24 protein-coding genes and 1 pseudogene are annotated in these 19,392 nt (G+C 68.5%); 10 read left to right on the plus strand and 15 right to left on the minus strand.

The genetic code is table 11. The features are described 5' to 3' along the window. Positions 1-8: 8 nt before the first annotated feature. Entirely contained in the window at positions 9-437 is a 429-nt protein-coding gene (locus DKT69_RS21945; RefSeq protein WP_109803401.1) for an MFS transporter, read from the minus strand. 24 nt (positions 438-461) lie between these two features. Continuing rightward, positions 462-1,100 carry an HD domain-containing protein gene (locus DKT69_RS21950; RefSeq protein ID WP_109803402.1) on the minus strand — a complete coding sequence of 213 codons (639 nt, stop codon included), beginning with the start codon at positions 1,098-1,100 and terminating at the stop codon, positions 462-464. A 544-nt stretch (positions 1,101-1,644) separates the two neighbouring features. Between DKT69_RS21950 and DKT69_RS21955 the strand changes: the two genes are divergently transcribed. Further along, the gene (locus DKT69_RS21955; protein ID WP_109803420.1) at positions 1,645-2,619 is read left to right on the plus strand and encodes a GlxA family transcriptional regulator; all 975 of its coding nucleotides are present in this window, start codon (positions 1,645-1,647) and stop codon (positions 2,617-2,619) included. Positions 2,620-3,072: 453 nt separating this feature from the next. Here the strand turns inward: DKT69_RS21955 and DKT69_RS21960 are convergent, their stop codons facing one another. After that, positions 3,073-3,276, minus strand: coding sequence for a hypothetical protein (locus DKT69_RS21960; protein ID WP_109803403.1), 204 nt, complete (start codon positions 3,274-3,276; stop codon positions 3,073-3,075). A gap of 58 nt (positions 3,277-3,334) precedes the next feature. Further along, positions 3,335-3,913, minus strand: coding sequence for a TetR/AcrR family transcriptional regulator (locus tag DKT69_RS21965; RefSeq protein WP_109803404.1), 579 nt, complete (start codon positions 3,911-3,913; stop codon positions 3,335-3,337). A 105-nt stretch (positions 3,914-4,018) separates the two neighbouring features. Here DKT69_RS21965 and DKT69_RS21970 point away from each other — a divergent pair, with 105 nt between their 5' ends. After that, positions 4,019-4,651 (plus strand): CatB-related O-acetyltransferase, encoded by a 633-nt coding sequence (locus tag DKT69_RS21970; protein WP_109803405.1) that lies wholly within the window; start codon positions 4,019-4,021, stop codon positions 4,649-4,651. Next, positions 4,648-6,162 (plus strand): FAD-dependent monooxygenase, encoded by a 1,515-nt coding sequence (locus DKT69_RS21975; RefSeq protein WP_109803406.1) that lies wholly within the window; start codon positions 4,648-4,650, stop codon positions 6,160-6,162. The genes DKT69_RS21970 and DKT69_RS21975 overlap by 4 nt, the downstream gene beginning before the upstream one ends. A gap of 22 nt (positions 6,163-6,184) precedes the next feature. On the opposite strand, the gene DKT69_RS38455 is transcribed toward DKT69_RS21975, so the two are convergent. Continuing rightward, positions 6,185-6,340 (minus strand): hypothetical protein, encoded by a 156-nt coding sequence (locus tag DKT69_RS38455; protein ID WP_161557923.1) that lies wholly within the window; start codon positions 6,338-6,340, stop codon positions 6,185-6,187. Positions 6,341-6,486: 146 nt separating this feature from the next. Between DKT69_RS38455 and DKT69_RS21980 the strand changes: the two genes are divergently transcribed. Further along, positions 6,487-6,873: a VOC family protein gene (locus tag DKT69_RS21980; protein ID WP_109803407.1), complete on the plus strand. Its 387-nt coding sequence runs from the start codon at positions 6,487-6,489 to the stop codon at positions 6,871-6,873. Between the two features lie 288 nt (positions 6,874-7,161). On the opposite strand, the pseudogene DKT69_RS21985 reads toward DKT69_RS21980, so the two are convergent. Then, a pseudogene (locus DKT69_RS21985) lies at positions 7,162-7,464 on the minus strand (cyclic-phosphate processing receiver domain-containing protein); the annotation flags it as partial. A 483-nt stretch (positions 7,465-7,947) separates the two neighbouring features. Between DKT69_RS21985 and DKT69_RS39085 the strand changes: the two are divergent. Both DKT69_RS39085 and DKT69_RS21995 read left to right on the plus strand, forming a co-directional pair. Beyond that, complete coding sequence (locus DKT69_RS39085; RefSeq protein WP_201749788.1) at positions 7,948-8,427, plus strand: hypothetical protein; 480 nt, start codon at positions 7,948-7,950, stop codon at positions 8,425-8,427. A gap of 157 nt (positions 8,428-8,584) precedes the next feature. Next, the gene (locus DKT69_RS21995) at positions 8,585-9,013 is read left to right on the plus strand and encodes a hypothetical protein (RefSeq protein WP_109803409.1); all 429 of its coding nucleotides are present in this window, start codon (positions 8,585-8,587) and stop codon (positions 9,011-9,013) included. Positions 9,014-9,050: 37 nt separating this feature from the next. Here the strand turns inward: DKT69_RS21995 and DKT69_RS22000 are convergent, their stop codons facing one another. The 4 genes from DKT69_RS22000 to DKT69_RS22015 all read right to left on the minus strand — a co-directional run bounded on the left by DKT69_RS22000 (position 9,051) and on the right by DKT69_RS22015 (position 11,403). Beyond that, positions 9,051-9,395 carry a hypothetical protein gene (locus tag DKT69_RS22000; RefSeq protein WP_109803410.1) on the minus strand — a complete coding sequence of 115 codons (345 nt, stop codon included), beginning with the start codon at positions 9,393-9,395 and terminating at the stop codon, positions 9,051-9,053. A 182-nt stretch (positions 9,396-9,577) separates the two neighbouring features. Continuing rightward, positions 9,578-10,258 carry a response regulator gene (locus DKT69_RS22005; RefSeq protein ID WP_109803411.1) on the minus strand — a complete coding sequence of 227 codons (681 nt, stop codon included), beginning with the start codon at positions 10,256-10,258 and terminating at the stop codon, positions 9,578-9,580. Further along, the gene (locus DKT69_RS22010; RefSeq protein WP_146231173.1) at positions 10,255-10,575 is read right to left on the minus strand and encodes a sensor histidine kinase; all 321 of its coding nucleotides are present in this window, start codon (positions 10,573-10,575) and stop codon (positions 10,255-10,257) included. Before DKT69_RS22010 ends, DKT69_RS22005 begins: the two co-directional genes overlap by 4 nt. A 57-nt stretch (positions 10,576-10,632) precedes the next feature. Continuing rightward, the gene (locus DKT69_RS22015; protein ID WP_109803413.1) at positions 10,633-11,403 is read right to left on the minus strand and encodes a histidine kinase; all 771 of its coding nucleotides are present in this window, start codon (positions 11,401-11,403) and stop codon (positions 10,633-10,635) included. A gap of 559 nt (positions 11,404-11,962) precedes the next feature. Here DKT69_RS22015 and DKT69_RS37855 point away from each other — a divergent pair. Further along, entirely contained in the window at positions 11,963-12,202 is a 240-nt protein-coding gene (locus tag DKT69_RS37855) for a hypothetical protein (protein ID WP_146231174.1), read from the plus strand. Between the two features lie 425 nt (positions 12,203-12,627). Here DKT69_RS37855 and DKT69_RS22030 read toward each other — a convergent pair whose 3' ends face one another. Continuing rightward, positions 12,628-13,044, minus strand: coding sequence for an NUDIX domain-containing protein (locus DKT69_RS22030; protein ID WP_109803422.1), 417 nt, complete (start codon positions 13,042-13,044; stop codon positions 12,628-12,630). A gap of 328 nt (positions 13,045-13,372) precedes the next feature. Between DKT69_RS22030 and DKT69_RS22035 the strand changes: the two genes are divergently transcribed. Then, positions 13,373-13,606: a hypothetical protein gene (locus DKT69_RS22035; protein ID WP_109803423.1), complete on the plus strand. Its 234-nt coding sequence runs from the start codon at positions 13,373-13,375 to the stop codon at positions 13,604-13,606. A 125-nt stretch (positions 13,607-13,731) separates the two neighbouring features. Here DKT69_RS22035 and DKT69_RS22040 read toward each other — a convergent pair whose 3' ends face one another. From DKT69_RS22040 to DKT69_RS22050, 3 genes are all read right to left on the minus strand, one after another. Continuing rightward, positions 13,732-14,787 carry a hypothetical protein gene (locus DKT69_RS22040; RefSeq protein WP_109803415.1) on the minus strand — a complete coding sequence of 352 codons (1,056 nt, stop codon included), beginning with the start codon at positions 14,785-14,787 and terminating at the stop codon, positions 13,732-13,734. Positions 14,788-14,922: 135 nt separating this feature from the next. After that, positions 14,923-15,300, minus strand: coding sequence for a nitroreductase family deazaflavin-dependent oxidoreductase (locus tag DKT69_RS22045; protein WP_201749790.1), 378 nt, complete (start codon positions 15,298-15,300; stop codon positions 14,923-14,925). Between the two features lie 150 nt (positions 15,301-15,450). After that, on the minus strand, positions 15,451-16,194 hold the full coding sequence (locus DKT69_RS22050) for an SDR family NAD(P)-dependent oxidoreductase (RefSeq protein ID WP_109803417.1): 744 nt from the start codon (positions 16,192-16,194) through the stop codon (positions 15,451-15,453). Positions 16,195-16,587: 393 nt separating this feature from the next. On the opposite strand from DKT69_RS22050, the gene DKT69_RS22055 reads away from it, so the two are divergent. Next, a complete protein-coding gene (locus DKT69_RS22055; RefSeq protein ID WP_255543247.1) occupies positions 16,588-16,995 on the plus strand; it encodes a VOC family protein in 408 nt (135 codons plus the stop codon). 313 nt (positions 16,996-17,308) lie between these two features. Here the strand turns inward: DKT69_RS22055 and DKT69_RS22060 are convergent, their stop codons facing one another. Beyond that, a complete protein-coding gene (locus DKT69_RS22060; RefSeq protein WP_236648154.1) occupies positions 17,309-18,256 on the minus strand; it encodes a helix-turn-helix transcriptional regulator in 948 nt (315 codons plus the stop codon). Between the two features lie 158 nt (positions 18,257-18,414). On the opposite strand from DKT69_RS22060, the gene DKT69_RS22065 reads away from it, so the two are divergent. Beyond that, positions 18,415-18,813: a VOC family protein gene (locus tag DKT69_RS22065; RefSeq protein WP_109803419.1), complete on the plus strand. Its 399-nt coding sequence runs from the start codon at positions 18,415-18,417 to the stop codon at positions 18,811-18,813. Positions 18,814-19,392: the final 579 nt, after the last annotated feature.

The following is a 19,392-nucleotide window of genomic DNA, read 5'->3' on the forward strand; positions in this document are numbered from 1 at the left end:
GTGGGGGCTCAGCACGGGGTCCGCTCGTGGCGCGGGTAGTGCCGGCCCCGGCCGCGGAGGTCGCGGATCGCCCGTCGTCGGTGCGCTGGTGAGCCTGGGCGCGTCCGGCGTGAACCGCGGCGATCACGGACAGCACAGCCGCGGATCGCCGTGCTCGCCGCCGTCACGACGAGGGCGGCGACCAGCACCGGACGGCGACCCAGGTGATCGCTGAGCGACCCGACCGTCAGCAAGGCGCCGAGCAGACCGGCGATGTACACGGCGAAGATCACCGTCAGCATCGTCACCGAGAAGCCCCAGCGCTCCCGGTACAGCGGGTAGATCGGGGACGGCGCGCTCGCGGTCGCCATCATCAGCACGTTGGCGCAGACGAGCAGGACGAACGAAGCACGACGTCCGAGACGACGCCGGTTGTCGAAGTGGCCCACACCGTTCATCGCGTGGCCTCGTGAAATGTCCAATCAGCTCGGCCAGGGCGAACCGACGATGCGCTCGACCGTCGTCACGCGCTGGAAGCCGGGGATGAAGTGTTCGAGCACGTCGGAGTTCACGGTGCCGTTCGTGGTTTCGGGGCGGTTCTTCAGCCCGTCGACGTAGGCTCGCAGAAACTCGTTCTTAAAGTCCCCTCGTGGATGGACGGCGAGGATTTCGCCCAGCTGATCGTGTTCCAGTCCGTCCAGGCCGAAGCCGAGCACGTCGGTCAAGACACCGAGGTACGTGGTCGCGATTTCCGGGGCCATCCGGTCGGGGATGCCCGGCGTGGTGTGCAGCGCGACCGCCGTCCAAACGGTCTCGGCGGCGGCCGTCGAGAAACCCCGGTCCAGGAGGAACTTGCGCGCGTGGTCGGCGCCATCGACTTCGAAGCGCTGCTCGACGTCGGAAAACGGAGTCAGGAGGCCGGTGTCGTGGAACATGGCCGCCAGATAGAGCAGCTCCGGGTCCGGTTTCACGCCAAGCTTGTGAGCGTGAATCAGGCTGAAGAAGAAGACCCGTCGGGAGTGGTGGTAGATGAGGGGGCTGGTCGTCTCCTGGATGCGCCTGGTCGCTTCGGCGACCGCCGCTGTCTCAGGAATCTCCAGCCCCGCGATGACCTCTCGCATGATCTCTGACCTTCCGGGAAATGTGCGCGGACCGTGTTTCCGACCTCCATGCTGCCCACCGATCGTCCTACGGCGCCGCCTTCGTCCGGCCAGGAATCACTTATATCCGGACAGGGCGAAATCGCAGTCGTGTGCTCCACCACGCGCGGCACCACGTCCCGCAGCCGGGTCCAGCGCCTGGCCTGCGACTTCGCGTCGTCGGTCACGGCCCGTTCCACGCGACGCCTGGTGTCGGGTTCATCGCGTGAGTCAACCGGGCATCGGTTGCGGCACGAGGATTTCGTAGACCAGCCTTAGCAACGGCTCCGGCGTTTCTTGAACAAACCCGCTGTGCACGTAATCAGCCGAAGATCACGGAGAGTTCGTTTACATGCAATAGTCGTAACGTGAGCAACCCCGCCCACGAGGATCCCCGTCATCTCCGGTAATGGCGTGCTACCAATAAACGGTGTCCATGCCTCCTGTTTCGCCGACCCAACGGCGGTCAGTGCCGCCGGAGTCCGGCCGCTCACCGCGGGGATCCGGCTCTGAAGGGACCGGAGTGGTGAACGCTGGCCCCCATCGCGTCGCGATCTTCGTCTACGACGGAGTGACGTTGCTGGACGTCGCCGGTCCCGCGGAGGTGTTCAAGGAGGCGAACCGGTTCGGTGCCGACTACCGGATCGTGCTGCTGTCGCCGACCGGTGCGGACGTTACGTCGAACCTCGGGGTTCGGATCGCGGTAGACGGCGCCGTCTCCTCGGAGCCTGCTTTCGACACGTTACTGGTGGCCGGGTCCGACCGCTATCCGCGCGCCCGTGTCCCCGCCGACCTGGCGGACGCCGCACGGATACCGGCGGCTGTGGCCGGCCGGGTCGCGTCGATCTGCACCGGAGCGTTCGTCCTCGCCGCTGCCGGCGTCCTCGACGGCAAGCGCGCGACCACGCACTGGCAGGTCGCGCACGAGCTTGCCGCCCGGTATCCGACGTGCCGCGTCGAGCCCGACGCGATCTACGTTCGCGATGGCACCACGTACACGTCGGCAGGGGTGACGGCCGGTATCGATCTGGCGCTCGCTCTCGTCGAAGAGGACCACGGGCCCGACCTGGCGCGCGACGTCGCACGCGCCTTGGTGGTGTACATGCAGCGTGCGGGCGGCCAGTCCCAGTTCTCGGCACCGCTGCAAGGACCGCCGCCCCGGTCGCCGGCTCTCCGCAAAATCACCGACTTGGTGACGGCGAACCCCCGCGGGGACCACTCGCTCGGTGAACTCGCGAAACACCTCAACGTGAGCACCCGGCACCTCACCCGGCTTTTCCACGACGAGCTGTCCACGACACCGGCCCGCTACGTGGAAAACATCCGATTCGACATGGCCAGGGCACTGCTCGACCAAGGACACACCGCGACGCAGGCCGCGACCCTTGCCGGGTTCCCCAGCTACGAAAGCATGCGACGGGTTTTCGCCAGGAAGCTGTCGATCAGCCCCGCCGCCTACCAACGCCGGTTCAGCACGGCCCGCCGCGCCAACGCGGGTTAGTACTCCAGTTGCAGTTGAGGGAGCTGGTGTCTTCGCTGGTAGTGGCAGGTCTGGGCGCGGTATTGGCGGCTCCGCCGAAGCCGTTTGCTGATCCCGCCATCTGCGACTCGGATCCCGTCCGCAACGTCATGACCAGCGCTTCCTGCGTGGTGACACACCTCTTCGGCGGACCCCAAGGCGTCACGGTTCGTGGGTGTCCTTCGCAGCGGAGGTGTCCTCATCTGCCGATGTGCGTGCACCGAACGGCTCGCGGCTGCGGGACCGGGCCGCGCAGTTGAACACGCGGGCGCCCGACGCGGTGCGCCGCGGGTGGGCGACGATGCATCAGGGGCTGATCGCGGACAACCTGCCCGGCCGGCGGGACCTCGCCCCGCCCCGCTACGAGGCGGCGCTGCGGGCCGATGAGGGCACCGATCCGCGGCTGGAGCGGGAGGCGCTGCGGCACCTCGGCGATCACGACCGGGACAACGGGGACCGGGACGCGGCGTACGCCCGGTGGGCCCGCGCGACCGAGCTGAGCAGCCGCGCCAGCCTGGTCCCGGGCTTGGTCACCCAGCAGTTGCTGCTCGCCGTGCTGGCCCGCGACACCGGGGACGAGGCCGGGACGCGGATGCTGGCCCGCGAGATCGCCCGCAGCGCCGGGGTGATCGGCGCCACCGCCCATACACGCAGGCCACCGCCCTCAACGGCGAACGGATCGCCTGACCGGCGCGGGTCAGGAAGGCCGCAGCCCGGCGAAGAGTGCGTCGAGGACCCGGTCCACATACTCGTGGGTCAGCGGTTCCTGAGTGATCAGCAGCTGGAAGTACAGCGGCCCAGACAGGATCGCCATCGCCAGTTCCAGGTCGAAGTCGGGTGCCACCTGACCCTGGTCGCGGGCCGCCTTGAGCCGGGCGACGGTCTTGTCCGCCTGCGGGGCGATGAAGCGCTCGTTCAGCGTGACGGCGACCTGGCGATCATGCTGGGCCTCGCCGACCAAGGCCTGGAACAGCGGGCCGAAGGGCGGCCCACCGAGCAGGTCCACGGCCGCGTAGATCTGCGCCCGCAGGTCGGCGGCGATGTCGCCGGTGTCGGGATAGTCCAGGCCGGACTCGTTCAGCGACAGCAGCGAGTCGAGCAGCAAGGCACCCTTGGATGACCAGCGGCGGTAGATCGTGTGCTTCCCGACGCCGGCGCGGGCCGCGACCGCTTCGATGCTCAGCCTGGCGTAGCCGATCTCCCGGCCCAGCTCCAGCGTGGTCAGCATGATGGCATCGGTTCGCTCGGCGCCACGGCGGCGGGGTGCGTCGGTCATTCCGACACCTTAACGGTACGGCACGTGCCGTACTTGACTCGGAGAGGTCTCCCCGGCATGATCTTATCGGCACGGTCCGTGCCGTTCCGATGAGGAGAGACTGCGATGCCCGTTCCCGCCGACCCCACCGTGCTGCACCCGATGCCCGACCGACCGCGGGTGGTACTGCTGAAACCACTGATCACCTCGCCACTGATCGAGGCCGGGGAGTTCTCCTACTACGACGACCCGGATGATCCGACCGCGTTCGAGACCCGAAACGTGCTCTACCACTACGGGCCCGAGAAGCTCGTGATCGGGACGTTCTGTGCCCTGGGCGAAGGCGTGCGGTTCATCATGAACGGGGCCAACCACCGCATCAACGGCCCCTCGACGTTCCCCTTCCCGATCATGGGTGGTTCCTGGGCCGAGCACTTCGACCTCATCACCGGCCTGCCGGGACGAGGCGACACCGTGGTGGGCAACGACGCCTGGCTGGGCTACCGAGCCATGGTGATGCCGGGCGTCCGCATCGGCCACGGAGCAATCATCGCGTCCGGCGCCGTCGTGGTCGACGACGTCCCCGACTACGGCATCGTCGGCGGCAACCCGGCCCGGCTGCTGCGCCGCCGCTACAGCGACGCTGACATCGACCGGCTCCTCACCGTGGCCTGGTGGGACTGGCCGCTCGAGCGCATCACCGAGCACGTCCGCACGATCATGTCCGGCAGCATCGACGACCTGGAGAGGTGCGCATGAAGCATACCGATGTGATCATTGTGGGTGCCGGCCCGACCGGTCTCCTGCTGGCCGCCGAACTGCGCCTTGCCGGTGTCCGGCCGCTGGTGCTGGAACGGCAGCCACGGCGCCGGGACACCCCGAAGGCCGGCGGTCTCGGCGGGCAGATCCTGGAGTTGCTGCGCTACCGAGGCCTGCTGGACCGCTTCGAGGCAGCCTGCACCGGCCCGGTCCCGCCTCCCCGCTTCCCGTTTGGCGGGGTACATCTTGACTTCACCCGGCTGGCCGATCCGCCGCTGCACGCCCTGCCGCTCCCGCAACAGCAACTCGAGGGGCTGCTCGACGAGCACGCCGGTGAGCTCGGAGCCGACATCCGCCGCGGGCACCAGGTGATCGGGTTGAGCCAGGACGATGCCGCGGTGACCGTGGACGTACGGGGGCCGGACGGTCCGTACCAGGTGACCGCGTCCTACCTGGTGGGGTGCGACGGCGCGCGCAGCCGGGTTCGTGACTGGGCCGGCATCTCGTTCCCCGGCGTCACCTATCCGGAGGTCAACCGGCTGGCCCAGGTCACCCTGCCCGACACGGTGAGCGTGCTCGGCAATGGCGACCTCGACGTGCCCGGCTCCGGCACGATCCGGGCGGGGTTCACCCGTACGGAAAACGGTCTCTTCGGGGTTGGCTCCTCGCCCGGATCCCCGGACGTCTCCCTTTACACGATCGAGGACGAGAGCACCGAGTACGACGACGACCTCCCGATGACCGTGTCCGAACTGCAGGACAGCGTCCACCGCGTGCTCGGGGTGCGGCTGCCGGTGGGCGAGGCGACACGGCTGTCCCGGTTCACCTTCAAGGCCCGGCAGGCCGACAGCTACCGGCACGGGCGGATCCTGTTGGCCGGTGACGCGGCCCACCTGTTTCCCGCCACCGGGGTGGCGCTCAACGCCGGCCTGCTCGACGCCGTCAACCTGGCCTGGAAGCTGGCCGCCGACCTGCACGGCGGGGCACCGGCCGGCCTGCTGGACACCTACCACGGCGAACGCCACCTCGCCGGCGCCCGCACGATGCTGCACACCCGGGCTCAGGTGGCGCTGCGGCGCGGGCACGACGCGGCCGCCGAAGCGCTGCGGGAGCTCTTCCAGGAACTGCTCGCCGACGAGCAGCCGTTGCGCCGGATGGGTGCGCTCGTCGCCGGTGCCGACATCCGTTACCCGATGCCCGGCACGGGTCACCACGCGCTGGCCGGTGCCTTCGCCCCCGACCTCATCCTGCACACCGACCAGGGCCTGACCAGCGTCGCGGAGCTGATGCGCCCGGCCCGGCCGATCCTGCTCGACCTCGCCGACCGACCGGAGCTCAGGCAAGCGGCCCGGGACTGGGGGCAGCGCGTCGACATCCACACCGCCAAAACCGATCAGCGCCCGGCCGACGCCCTGCTGATCCGTCCGGACGCGCACATCGCCTGGGCTGGGGACGGCGCGCCCGGGCTGCGCGAAGCGCTCTCCAGCTGGTTCGGCACCCCGAAGCCCTGAAGCGCCGGTTTGCGGGCCTCGATCAGGAAGCGGCGGGAGTGGCGACGAACGGGCCGCCCGCCACGATCTGCTCGTGCAGGGCGCAACCGGTCCCGGCAGGCCGGCACGTGAACCCTGGGACCGTCCAGATCACCTTACGAAGAAAGACGATCACGGCGGCGACGTCGAAGAACTCCATCCGCAGCTCGGGCTGCCGTCATGACCTTCGATGACGGGCTCGCTCGTGAGGATGACGTCAGAAAATCGGGATGCACGCCAAGCGGAAGCCGGCCTTGTAGGGTCGATCGCGCTGACGCAAGGACGTCGATTGTCAAGAGAGGGCGCATGACGAGCAGACTGCTGCAGGTGACGGTTGACTGTCGGAACCCGCACCGGCTGGCCAGGTTCTGGGCTGCCGTTTTGGACTACCGGGTAATCGAGGATAAGGGCGACCAGGTCGAGATCGCCTCGTGGGAGCCGACCGTGGAGGCGGTGCGCCGGGAGCCGATGCCCTCGACTGTCATGTTCATCAGGGTCCCGGAGGACAAGGTCACGAAGAATCGGCTCCATCTTGACGTCATGCCGATCGACGTGAGCCAGGACGAGGAGGTCGAGCGGCTGATCGGTCTCGGCGCCGGGCGAGTCGACATCGGTCAGGGCAGGCAGAGTTGGGTGGTGCTGGCCGATCCGGAAGGCAACGAGTTCTGCGTTCTGCGTAGCATCGCGCCGTAGCAGACAGCCGTCCCGCCGATCGGCGGCCACGTCACGCGACGTCTCCACGAGCAGTTTGAGAGCTACCTCGTGGCCCGCGTGCAGCCACATCGTGGCAGCTCGGAGTTCGCGGATAACACATTCCAGCCAGGGCTCGCCGAGCGCAGATTGGGTGCGCGCCCATGCCGCGAGTCGCGCGGCTTGGGCGGTCCCGCGTGGCGTTCTGGCACGGACCGCCGGTCACCTCGCGCTGGCGGGCTGGTCGAGATAGCCGACGTCCGTTGAGCCGGGCGTGGCATGGACGTGTTAGCCCCAGTGCCGCGGGACCTGGACGATCTTTGTGGCGCCGGCCGAGTTGGCGGTGTGGACGTAGACGACGCCGATGTCGAGCGGGCGGCCCTCGAACGCTGCTCGTTCCAGCAGCTCCACGACCGGCCAGATCGTGTCGTCCCCGCTCAGGTCATGGTCCAGCCACAACTCGTCCAGTCGCTGGCCTCGGTACCGGTTGAGGAGTTGGACCCCGGCCGCGCTGGTACGGGCCACTTCCGCCTTGCGGCCGTCCACGAAAGACCGAAAATCGTCAACCAGAAATGACCCTGACCTCGCTGGCATCCATCCCGGGATGATGCCTGACGTCGCCGTGCTCCGGCATCCGGATCTGCCGCGATCCGCGCTCAGCTGATGATCGCGGTTGCGTCGGTCGCCGTTAGAAACCTGCGGTGGTCTCGGGGCATCACCCCGGCGCGCTGTGATCCGTACCGACAAAGGCAGCACCCATAAGCCTGCTCCTGCCTGCCCTTGGGCGGCAGTTCACTCCTTATCTGATATCTGACCCGGCGGCGTGACCCGGCAGATGCGCCGGTACGGGGCTTCGCGGTAGAACCGGAACGTGACACTCAACTTCTGTCGGGAACTGTCGGCCGCCGACTGGATCGCCCACAGCGACCTGCCGTGGCAGCAGCTTGTGGGCCTCGGCCCTCGGGCTTCGACGCCTACGCGCGGCTTCGGTTCCTGCCCGATCCGACACGTCCCGGCCAAAGCGAGAACGACGTCGACGCGGACTGGCTCACCGACCAGCTGCCCACCCTTTTCGAGGTGCTGGCCACCCACACCACGACCCCGGAAGACTGCTACTTCTGCGTCTGGGAAGGCTTCGGCGACGCCGACGACGCAGCCGACGACGACGCCGTGTACATCGATGAAGAGAACACCGGCGCGCCGCTCGAGCGGTCCGGCAGCCGGCCGGGACTGGCGCCCACACCCGCTGCCCCGCCCTCGATGTCGCGTGCACCCAAGGTTGTGGTGCCCCACCGTGCGTACTGGTTGTTTCGAGGGCCGTTAGCCGACGTCGGCACATGGGACACCGCTGCGGGGTGGCCGGGCCAGCGTCGTCTCAGCAACGCCGAGCCGGCGTTCGCCTGGCCCGCAGATCACGCCTGGTGCGTGGCCAAGGACGTCGATCCGCACTGGGCCGGGATCGGCGGGACCCGGGCGCTGATCACCCAACTCACCACCGACCTGCGCCTCGATGTGGTTCCCACGGACCCCACCCAGGACCAGCCGCTCTACCGATAAGCAGCCCGTGCCCAGTTGACGAGTACTTTGCGGACCGCTGACAGGGCCTGCCGCGCTCAGGTCGGAACGCGCCGGATCTGCCGCAGCCGTGCGCGCCGGTTGATCATCGGCCACGGCTGCCGAGGGCGCGCCCGCGGCAAGACTCGATAATGACGACGTGAGTTCGATCATCAAGTTCTTCGTTGCGCGCGACAACACGATCGCGCGGGGTGTTGTCGGGAACGGGCCCGGTGAGGATTTCGAGTCGGCGACTTACGGCAACTTCGACGTCTGGTCGACGCTCGAGGAGTGGGAGAGCCTTCTGACGGACCGGGCCCTTGAACAACTCATCGCTGCGGGAGGCCCGGACGTGGTCGCCGGCAACGACAGCCCTCTGGTCCTGCTCATCTCTCGCGAGCTCACGGAGGCGTTGGCTGATGCTGGGGCCGAGGACCTTGACGGAATGGCAGAGCGATGGAGCGGGCTGCGGGCCGAGGAGGGTGAAGCCATCGACGACGAGCTTGCCCATGAGCTCATCAGAGAGGTGGCGGCGCTGGCGGCCAACGCAGTGGCGAGCAGGAACTCCCTCTACTGCTGGGTCTGCTGAAGCGGCACGCACATCTGCCGCCGAGCGAACGCGCTGGCTAGGCGTCCTCCTCGTCAAACGGCTCGTCACTCCACCGCCACCACGCCTCGTTGCCATCGATGTGGAGAAGGAACTCTGGAACCTCCTGGCCCTCCGGGTACCGAAGCGTCACGGCGTTTCGGACTGCCTCGTACGCGCGCTCCCAGGACTCGACATCCTCATCGATACCATCGAGCAGCCGCAGTTCCTCGGCGAAGAGCGGCCGGACCTCCGCGAGCCCCTCCCGCGGGTCGACACGAGCGTCCAGCCACGGGAAGTCGCCACCGGTCACCACGAGATCAGCAAGTACCCCGCCGTCGTCGCGCCGGTGCAGCGTCCAAGCGCCGCCGTGATGATCGCTCACGATGACGACATTAGCGACTGCAGGGGATTCCCTGCCGACCCGTACCCGGCTTCGGCTTCGCCACTGGTCGCACCTCGGCCATGGTCAGATGCACGCTTCTGCCGCCGACCGTGCGCTATGCAGCGTCACGGCAAGCGGATGGAGCCGGCGTCCGGTCGTGCCGAGTTGAGGATGTTCCGGTCCTACTGGCCTGGCGGCGGATGGCCGACCGCTCCGGGGTGGACGAGGGCGTGCTCGTAGGCGTAGACGACGACTTGCACCCGGTCGCGCAGGCCGAGCTTGGCGAGGATGTGCGCGACATGCGTCTTGACCGTGCCGTCGCCGATGAACAGACCAGCGGCGATCTCGTGGTTGGACAGACCGCGTGCTACTTGGCGCAACACGTCGAGCTCGCGATCGGTGAGGGCGTCCAGCTCCGCTGGCCGAGAGGCATGCGGCGGTGGGCCGGCGAGGAAGCGTTCGATGAGGCGGCGGGTGGTCTCCGGCCCTAGGAGCGCGTCCCCGGCGGCGACGACGCGTACGGCGTCGACGATGCGCTCCGGTGGATCGGTCTTGAGGAGGAATCCCGCCGCGCCGGCGCGCAGTGCCTCGTACACGTACTGGTCGATGCCGTACGTAGTGAGCACGAGCACTCGGCTACGGGCTGTTGCTCGCGCGAGTCGGCGAGTCGCCTCGATGCCGTCGAGCACGGGCATGCGGATGTCCATCAGTACGACATCGGGTTCCAGCGTTTTCGCGAGGGTCACCGCCTCGGCGCCGTCGGCTGCCTCGCCGACGACTTCCAGATCCGCTCGGGACTCCAAGATGGTGCGCAGGCCTGCGCGTACGACGGCCTGGTCGTCGGCGAGGAGGAGGCGAATCATGACTCGGTGGGGAAGGAGGCGCGGACCTTCCAGCCGCCGCGGGGATCGCGCCCGGCCTCGAACCGGCCGCCGAACACGGCGACCCGCTCGCCTAGCCCGATCAGGCCCCGGCGGCCGCCGGGGCCCTGCCCAGTGCCCGCGCCGTCGTCGGAGACCTCCACCTCGATGCCGTCGGCGCGGTAGCGCAGGACCACGCGCACATCGGCGCGGCCGGCGTGCTTGAGCGCGTTGGTGAGCCCTTCTTGGACCACGCGGTACGCGTTGAGCTCGACGCTCGCAGGTAGGTCACGCTCCTTCCCCTCGGTCTGCACATGCACGGCGAGCCCTGCTGACCTGGTCGTGGCGACCAGCCGCTCGAGATGGTCGGCTGCGGGTCACGTCCTGGCCCCGGCTCGTCGCGGATCAGTCCGACGAGGGTGCCCATTTCCGTGATCGCTTCCTGCCCCGGCGGCGCGGATCAGCCGGAGAGCCTCGCGAGCCTTGTCGGGATCGCGGTCGAGGACCTGCTCAGCCGCGCCGGCGTGGAGCACGACAACACCGAGGCTGTGGCTGATGACGTCGTGCAGCTCGCGCGCGATGCGGCGCCGCTCCTCGCTGGCGGCGGCCTCGGCCAGCGCCTGCTGGTCCTGTTTCAGCACGTCGGCGCGGTGCTCGGCGGCCCGTGCCTGCCCGCGTAGACGCCGTGCGGTCAGGCCCACGGCGAGCGGCAGGGACAGCGCGACGCAGGTCCACAGCAAGTCGGGCACCGCCTCCGCGGCGGGCTGCTCGAGCCCCGTCGTCGCGGCGAACCCCGCGAGCACGGCCACCGCGAATGGGAGGTTGCGGCCGTAGGCGCCCACTGAGTACGCGGCCACGAGGCCGATGAGCACGCTGGCGCCCGCCTCGTAGTGGCCGAATGCCACGTAGACGACCGCGAGGGCGCCGAGGGCACCGGCGAAGGAGACGAGCGGACTGATCCGCCGTACCGTCAGGAAACAGGCGGACGTCACCGCTAGCCCGGCTGACGCCCAGCGAGGCTCTGGCCAGTCCGAGGTGGGAAATGCGTCGAGCCCGGCGTAGCCGGCCAGCGAAAGCGCCAGCAGGATGTCGAGCAACGGCGACCCCGCCACGCGCCGCACAACCGAGCCGAGCCGCCGGGCCTGCATGAGCGAACAGTAGTCCCGACTCCGCCGCGGGCGCGTCTGCCGTGAGACAGATCCGGCCTCACCCGCGCGGCCGGGCAGCCTCTGACCGCGTGCAGACGACAAGGACGTCCCCGCGTCCCTACCGTCGGCACTGGTGGCCGAGCGGGTCGCCGGGACCAAACTAAGGGAGCACGATGATGGACCGATTCACACGCGCGGGCACCGTCGCCGCGATCATGGGAGGACTGCTGCTCGCGGTCGGGTCCTTCCTCCGGCTCCTGCCGCCGCACTACGAGCACTTCTCCGACGAGGCCGTCACCAGCGCGTTCGCCGTGTCATCAGCACTCCGCTTCGCCGGGGCCATCCTCATGACGTGGGGGCTGGTCGGGCTTTACCTGCGCCAGGCCGACCGAGCGGGCCGGCTCGGACTCGTTGCCGTCATCGCGTGCCTGGCCAACATGACCCTCCAGGGCGGATGGATATTCGCCGACCTCTTCGTCGCACCGACCTTCGCCGAGAGCGCGCCGCAGATCCTCAACGCCGATTCACCCGGCCGCCTGGCGGCGGCCGGCATGGCCGCGTGGCTGGCCAACACGTCCTTCGCCTGCTGGGCGTCGCGAGCCTGCGCGCCCGAGTGCTGCCGAAGGCCTGCGGTGTCGCACTGGTCGTCGTCGGTGCGGTCACACTGGTTCCGCTGCCCGTCGACGGGCCCGCCTACGAAGTCATCATCGGAATCGCCTTCGCCTTCGCCTTCGCCGGCGTTCGCGCATTCGGGCTGCGGGCGCCTGTACCGCTGGCCACGGCCCAGCCCGCAGCCTGACGACCACCACACCCCGCCGCCAGCCGCAAAGCCGGCGGCGGGCTGCACGGTCAGGCCCGTTGAAATAGTCCCGCCATGCCGGCGGCTCGTCGACAGCCGGGAAGGAATAGCCGCAGCGGGTCAGTCAACTCCGACCAGGGCGGCTTCGCTACCCAACCCGACCAGGTGCGATCTGCCGGTGCCTGAGTCGTCCGTCAAGCACAGCGGCAGGCCCTTGCGCACCCAGTGCTGCCGTACGACCGGAACAGGTCACAGCTTGGACCGAAGCGATCCGTCGTGTCCAGCCAGCCGTGGGCATGCACGCCCGAGATCCTCACGCAGGCGCCCACCAGACGGTCCGCGGCAACATCCGCTATTGCCGCCGAGCGGTCGCTACCACGACCGGATCTGCCGATGAGCGCGCACCCCTGGCTTCCGGAGCGACGTCACGTGACGAGCACGGCGGTGAGCATCGAGAGATACGACTCATGGGCGAGACGCAGGCTGTCAAGGTCGGACGTCTCGAACCACGCCACAGCGTCGTGCTCGTCCGGCGCGGCGTTGACGGGTGTTCCGGTCCACCTGTCGACCAACCAGATCTGCATGTCGAACGTCGCGGTCCGGATCTCATGCATCGGCGGGCTGGACGGCTCCGATGCCGTGATTCCCAACTCCTCCCGAAGCTCGCGGACAAGGCTCTCTTTCGGATCCTCCCCCTCCTCAACATGACCGCCCGGCAGGTCCCACACGTCGGGATACCAACGGCGTCCGGCGCTTCGATGACACAGCAACACCCGATCGCCGTCGCGAAGAACGGCCGGCACAATCCGGACCGGACCGGAGTCGTCAGCGGAGATCGTCATCGGCACATTCTGACCCATGCGGATCTGCCGCAGGTCGCGCGTCGGGCATCCGGTCGTGCCGAATGAGGACGTGTTCTTCTCCGGCTCTCAGGGGGGCCGCGCCAGGAGCATGCCGTACTTTCGCGCGCGCACTGATCGGCAGCGGCGCGGCCTCTGGATGCCAGAAGTAGGTGACACAGCCGGATCGCCGAGCGCTGGGTGAGTCGCAGGCTAATGCTGGGGGTCAGGTCAGGGGTCATACCGGGGTCGTCCCCGACGCGGCGCTCCGTCTGGCATTCCTAGGCTCTCCGGTTAGGTCGCCATGCGTCACCAACCCACGGAGTTGAGCATGCGGAAGATCGCAACAGTCGCAGGTTTCGTACTCGGTTTCTATCTCGTCGGGCGGGCGCTCGTTGAACCGTTCGTGATCGATATGACAGATCCGAGCACCTATCGCCACGACTGGGGTGGCCCCAGCCTGTTCGGCGTGCTCGCCGTCCACTGTGGCCTGGGCTTAATTGCGGCCGCCGCCATGACGAGGATCCTGATCCGCCGCCGCGCCAGAACTCATCCTGCCCGGTGAACGCCGGTTCCGTCTCCAAGCGGCTTGCCAATGTCCTCACATGCCGCTGATCGCGTGGTCGTGGCGATGAGCGTGCATTGGCCGAGGCGAGCGTGCGCGTCTGCTTGTTCGGATGAGGCCAGCTGCTACACGAGGCGCGGCTTGATATCGATCCACTCGCGCAGCTGATCGGCGAGGTGCGTATCCAGGACTTCGTCCAGGTGCCCCTGGGCTGCGCTGACCAGATTCCTCGCCTGCCGGGAGTGACGCATCTGCGTACGGTCAAGACCGCCCAGGTGTCGCCGGTCAACGAGCACAGCCACCTCGTTCAGACCGACCGGGATAGCGTCCAGGCAGGCCCTGACGATGTCGTCAGCCGACGGCAGCACCGCCAACGCGACCCCCTTGCGCCGCATGTCCGCCACGAAGTACGCCAGCTTCTCCGCACTATCGGCGTCGCTGAACACAGCCCAGGCCCGTCCCTGCCGCAGCAGCCAGAGCTTCAGCTCCGCCCAGTCCGCCCGCCGGTCCGACTGGTCTCCCAGGTGCTGATCGATGACCAGCAGCAGGTACAGCCACCAGTTGGCTCGCTCGTGCGGTGCCGGCTGGCGGCGGTCCAGCCACTGCCGGCGCTGGTGCTCGTCGAGCTGGAGCAGGTGGACCAACCCGTCCTTGACGGCCCGGCGCTGCCCGCCGAGTCTGCCGGCGGCCACAAGCTCGGGCGGATGGGGTGCGCTGATCGACCAGACGTCACCGGCATCGATCATCTCCTGATACCCGGTGGTGGCGACGAGGAGGGATATCCGCGACTCGGCAAGCCAGTACCGCCGATAGTTTGCATCGGCCTGGTCGGTGATCTCCTGCAGGTGGTAGCCGAGGCGGTTCAATTCGGCGTTCAACTGCGTGAACCGCAGCTGCCGGCCGAACGGCCCGTACCGATGCACGAGTGCCTCCGTGACCGTGATGCTCGCCAGGCGATGCGCCTGCACGGTGAAGCCGGTCGCCTGCCAGGAGTCGGCTCCGGGACGCCGCGCCCAGGAGAACTCCACCAAGCCGTAGTCACGCCGCATCACGGCGCGGTTTCGGTCCTCTGCGAAGTCGCCACCCAGCGTGCGGGCTACTTCGTCCGGTGAGTCCGTCAGGCCCACGCCCAGCACGGCGCCGCTGACCACCACGTCGACGAAGAAGTCAAGATCGGGCACCCGGCAAGCGTGGCGGAGTACCGGGCACAGCACAATCAGCGGCCGGCCTCCCCGCGATCGATCTCCTGGATCATCCCCGTACCGGGCATCCGCACATGCCGCATTGCGGGCGTGCAAACCGTCGGGCAGCATGCGTTAGCGCCTTTGCAGTACAACCACGGGGATCTGGCGGGTGGTCTTGCGCGCGTACCCGTCGTAGCCCTTGTACATGTCGGCCATCTGCTGCCACAGGCGCTCGCGGTCCTCGCCAGCGGTTTCGACGGCGGTGACCAGGTACGTCTGCCGGCCGATCTGTAAGGCGTCCGGCTGCGAGCGCAGATTGAGCCACCAGGCGGGGTGCCTGGCGCTGCCGCCGTTGGACGCGATGATCACCCATCGGTCGCCGTCGGTCTGGTACATCAACGGTACGGTCCACGACCGCCCCGACTTGCGCCCGGTCGTGGTCAGCAACAGCACCGGTGCGCCGAACATCTTGCCGCCGAGCTTCCCGCCGCTGCGCCGGTACAGCCACACGGCCGTACGCAGAAACCCTCGCATGAGCGCTCTACCGAATCCGCCAGACCGTTTCGCCATGGTCACTATCTACCAGGCCAGGGGGTCGGTGGACAGCCGGCTTAGGTCGCCAGATGCGCGCTCATAGCCGCGATGGGTGCTCGGTTCCGGTCAGGTGGCTTCGGGGTCGAGGCCGTTGGCTGCTCGTCCGCCGTCAACGGCAAGGACGACGCCGTTGACGAATCCGGCGGCGGGAGACAACAAGAAGGCGACGGCGTTTGCCACCTCGCTCGGGTCGCCCACTCTGCCCAGCGGATGCAGTGCGGCCATCTGGACGTCCACTTCGGGGTGCTGGGCACGGTACTGCTCGAACCGGTCGGTGGCGATGGAGCCCAGCGCGACGGCGTTGGTGCGAATGCCGGCCGGCCCGTGATCCACGGCCACGGCGCGGGTCAAGCCCTCGACCGCCGCCTTCGCGGTCGCGTAGGGCAGTGCTCCGCGGACAGGGCGCTGCGCCTGGTGGGAGGAGACGTTGACGATGGCGCCGTCGCGCTCGTGCGCCAAGAAGTGGTTGACCGCGGTGTGGCAGCCGGTGAGGGCCAGGGCCAGGTTCGCGGTGACGAGGTCCAGGATCTGGGCGGCCGAGGCGTCGCCGAGACCGGCGTCGCGGAAGATCGCGGCGTTGTTGACCCAGCCGAGCAGCGGGCCCGTGGCCTCGGCGGTCGCGGCCGCTCGCTGGGCCGTCTCAGGATCGCGGGCGTCGCCGGTGACCAGCACGATGCGTTCGTGCTGCCAGGCAAGTTGACCGGTGACATCCAGCACGACGACCTGACCGTCGCGAGCCAGGCGTTCGGTGATGGCCCGACCGACGCCTCGAGCGCCCCCGGTGACCACGAACGACGGTCGAGTCGGCATGGCGGCGTGACCTCCTGCTCGCGCTCCAGTTCCGGAGGATGTCTCCGCCCTGCAGCGATACCAGATCTTCGTCGTGGTCGACAACGAGAGAGCCGTAGGCGTGCTTGGCACTCTCGTGCGAGACAGCGACCTCGACCGGACCTGCCCCGCACCGGCCACTACCGCGTCGGAACCGATCTTCGGCTCTCCTACACCTCCAGGGCCGCCCGCACCGAAATCGCGGAGTTCCTAACGGCCCCGCGTCAAGTCTCGGCCAACCAAGGTCACGTACGCGGATCTGCCGCTGTCCGCCCGGGTAGCAGTCCCTTGTGGCGTCACAGCCTAGGCGACGATGAACGAACACGCTCCAGACATGACGTTTCCCTTGCGCCGGAAGCGGCCATACTGACCGTGCTGGCCCGGGGCCTGACCACGAAGGAGGTGTTCGCTTTGCCGTTCGGTCGGCTCCACCATCTGATCGTCGACTGCTCGGATCCGATGGCCGAGGCGCGGTTCTGGAGCGCGGTCCTCGGCGACCCGATCACCTACGCGGACGAGGACTTCGTCGTCGTGTCGGCCAGCACGGCGGCGTCCGGGCTGGCGTTTCAGCGCGCCGCCGACCTGACGCCGCCTACGTGGCCGGAGCCGGCAGTGCCGCAGCAGATGCACCTCGACGTGATGGTTGACGACCAGGCTGCGGCGGGGGAGGCAGTGCTCGCGCTGGGCGCGCGGCGGTTGCCCGGCGATCACGTGTACGCCGATCCGGCTGGCCACCCATTCTGCCTGATCAGACGCCCTACCTGGGCACCGCCCGTGAACTGAGCTCAGCCCTGGCTCGTGCTCAGGACCGGCGCGGCTCACTTCGGCAGCCACCTGATCGTCCGGCCGACCGGCAGCTGCCAGGCCGGCCAGTCTCGGAACCCACGGCTTGATCCGGTGCGCACATCTGCCGCCCTGCGTGCGCGCTGGCTCGTCACAGTCGGTGATGGGCGCTCCGCACTGATCTTCCGCTGAGTGTGCGGGGAACTGCCGATGAGCGCTTGTCAAAGTGACAGAATTCAACCCCGCTGACTGGCGCCCACCGGGCAGTCCGCGGTCCGCGTCGCACGGGAGCCAGGGGCTGTGCAACCAGGCCTCAGGGGCTGCGGTCATGTGTGGGACGGACTCTGCGGGCGGAGGTCGCGAGCCGGTCGGCGAGCGCGATGACGAGGCCGCGGAGTTCATCCGGCCGCTCGATGACGAACGGCCGGTCGAGCGACGCGAGCACCGGAGGCAGCCAGTCAAGCCGCTCCGCCCGCAGTTCGACGCGCAGCCAGCCCTCGGCCTTGGGATCTGCGTCTGCCGGGGACGGGGACTCCTCCACACTCGCGACGCTGGCGGGAAGTCGGGCGCGGATCTGCTCCACCGTCGCCTGGATCCGCAGGGTCACTTCATGCCGGTACGGGGCCTTGGCGAGCGCTGAGAGAACGCGCTGCGCCGGATCGAGTCCGGCGGCTGGCTCGAACGAGCCGGGCAGGGTCCTCGCGTCTGTGATGCGATCAAGCCGGAATGTCCGTTCCTCGCCGATCTCGGGGTCCGCACCTGTGACGTACCACCGGCCCGAATGGGCGACGAGCCCGTACGGGTGCAGCGTGCGCTTACTGCGCCGGCCGTCGGCGGCGGTGTATCTGATCGAGATCGGCCGGCGATAGCGCACCGCATCGGCGATAGCGAGCAGGACCACGGTCTGCGGGGCGGCGAATTCGCCGAGCGGAGCCGTGAAGGCGAGGGCCTCGAGCACGGTACCAAGTCTGCGAGCGAGGCGCTCGGGCAGTACGCGGCGGATCTTGGCCTCTGCCGTCTCACTCGCCGTGCCGGCCGTCGTCATCAACCCTGTTCGGCGACCGGCGACCAGACCGAGCAGCACGGCGAGGGCTTCGTCGTCGCTGAGCATGAGCGGCGGCATGCGGTACCCGGGAGCGAGTCGGTACCCGCCGTAGCGACCGCGCACCGACTCGACGGGCACGTCGAGGTCGATCAGGTGGCCTACGTACCGCCGCACGGTGCGCCCGTCGACGCCGAGCCGGTCGGCGAGTTCGGCCACCGTCCGGGTGCCGCCTGACTGCAGGAGTTCCAGCAGGGTAAGAACCTGGACAGTAGGTCGAGCCACTGACCAAACTTAGCGTGAATACTGGACCGATTCTGTCCAGTATTAGTCCTAGCGTGGCATCTCGAACGGATCCACCGATCAAGGAGATCTACATGAACCTCGTCTCGATCCGCATCATCACGGGCGACATCGCGCGCCTCGTCGACTTCTACGAGCGGGCCACGGGAGTGCGGGCGGACTGGGCCACCGAGGACTTCGCTGAGCTGCGGACCGCCTCCGGCACCCTCGCGATCGGCAGCACCCGCACCGTCCCGCTGTTCGCGCCTGGCTCCGCCCATCCGGCCGACAACCGCACTGTGATCAACGAGTTCCTCGTCGACGACGTGGACAGCGTGTATCAGAACCTGGCCAGCTTCGTTGAGGACTTCGTCAACGAGCCCACCACGATGCCCTGGGGCAACCGGTCGCTGCTGTTCCGTGACCCCGACGGCAACCTTGTCAACTTTTTCACCCCTGTCACCGCGGCCGCCATCGAGAAATTCGCTCGCTGACGACAGCGCAGCCGCCCGGCAGTGCGCCTCCGGGCGGGAACCACCGTCGGCGATACCCCAGCACACGGAGTCCCAGCCGCAGTACTGCGACCGCAACTCCGAACTCAGCCGGGTCTGGAGGGCCTTCACCGTCACTCCGGCCGGCAAGGCCGTCGCGCGAACATACGGATCTGCCGCCAACCGCGCGCTACGGCCTGTTACAGCAAGCGGATCGCCTCGGCGGCGGGTCGTGCCGATGCGCGAAAGACGGTCATCCTCGATGACGACGTTCGTAGGCGCGGATAACTCGAAGCGTGGGATCCGCGCTCTCTGCCGTGCGCAGCCGATCGGTCAGAAGGAAATCGGGCAAGGTGAACCCGGCCGCATGCTCGTGCTCGGACAGCACGAACGTTCCGCCCTGCCTCTCAGAGCCTGGTAAATAAGGGTTTCAGGTGTTTTGGTGGCGGGCGAGACGGCGGGTCATGACGATGATCATGGCCCATTGGACCATCGCGGCGTGGTGGTCGGGTAGCCGTTCGTAGTCGCGGACGGTGCGTCGGCACCGGTTGATCCAGGAGAATGTGCGCTCGACCGCCCATC

Source organism: Micromonospora sicca, from assembly GCF_003172935.1.
GTDB lineage: Bacteria > Actinomycetota > Actinomycetes > Mycobacteriales > Micromonosporaceae > Micromonospora > Micromonospora sicca.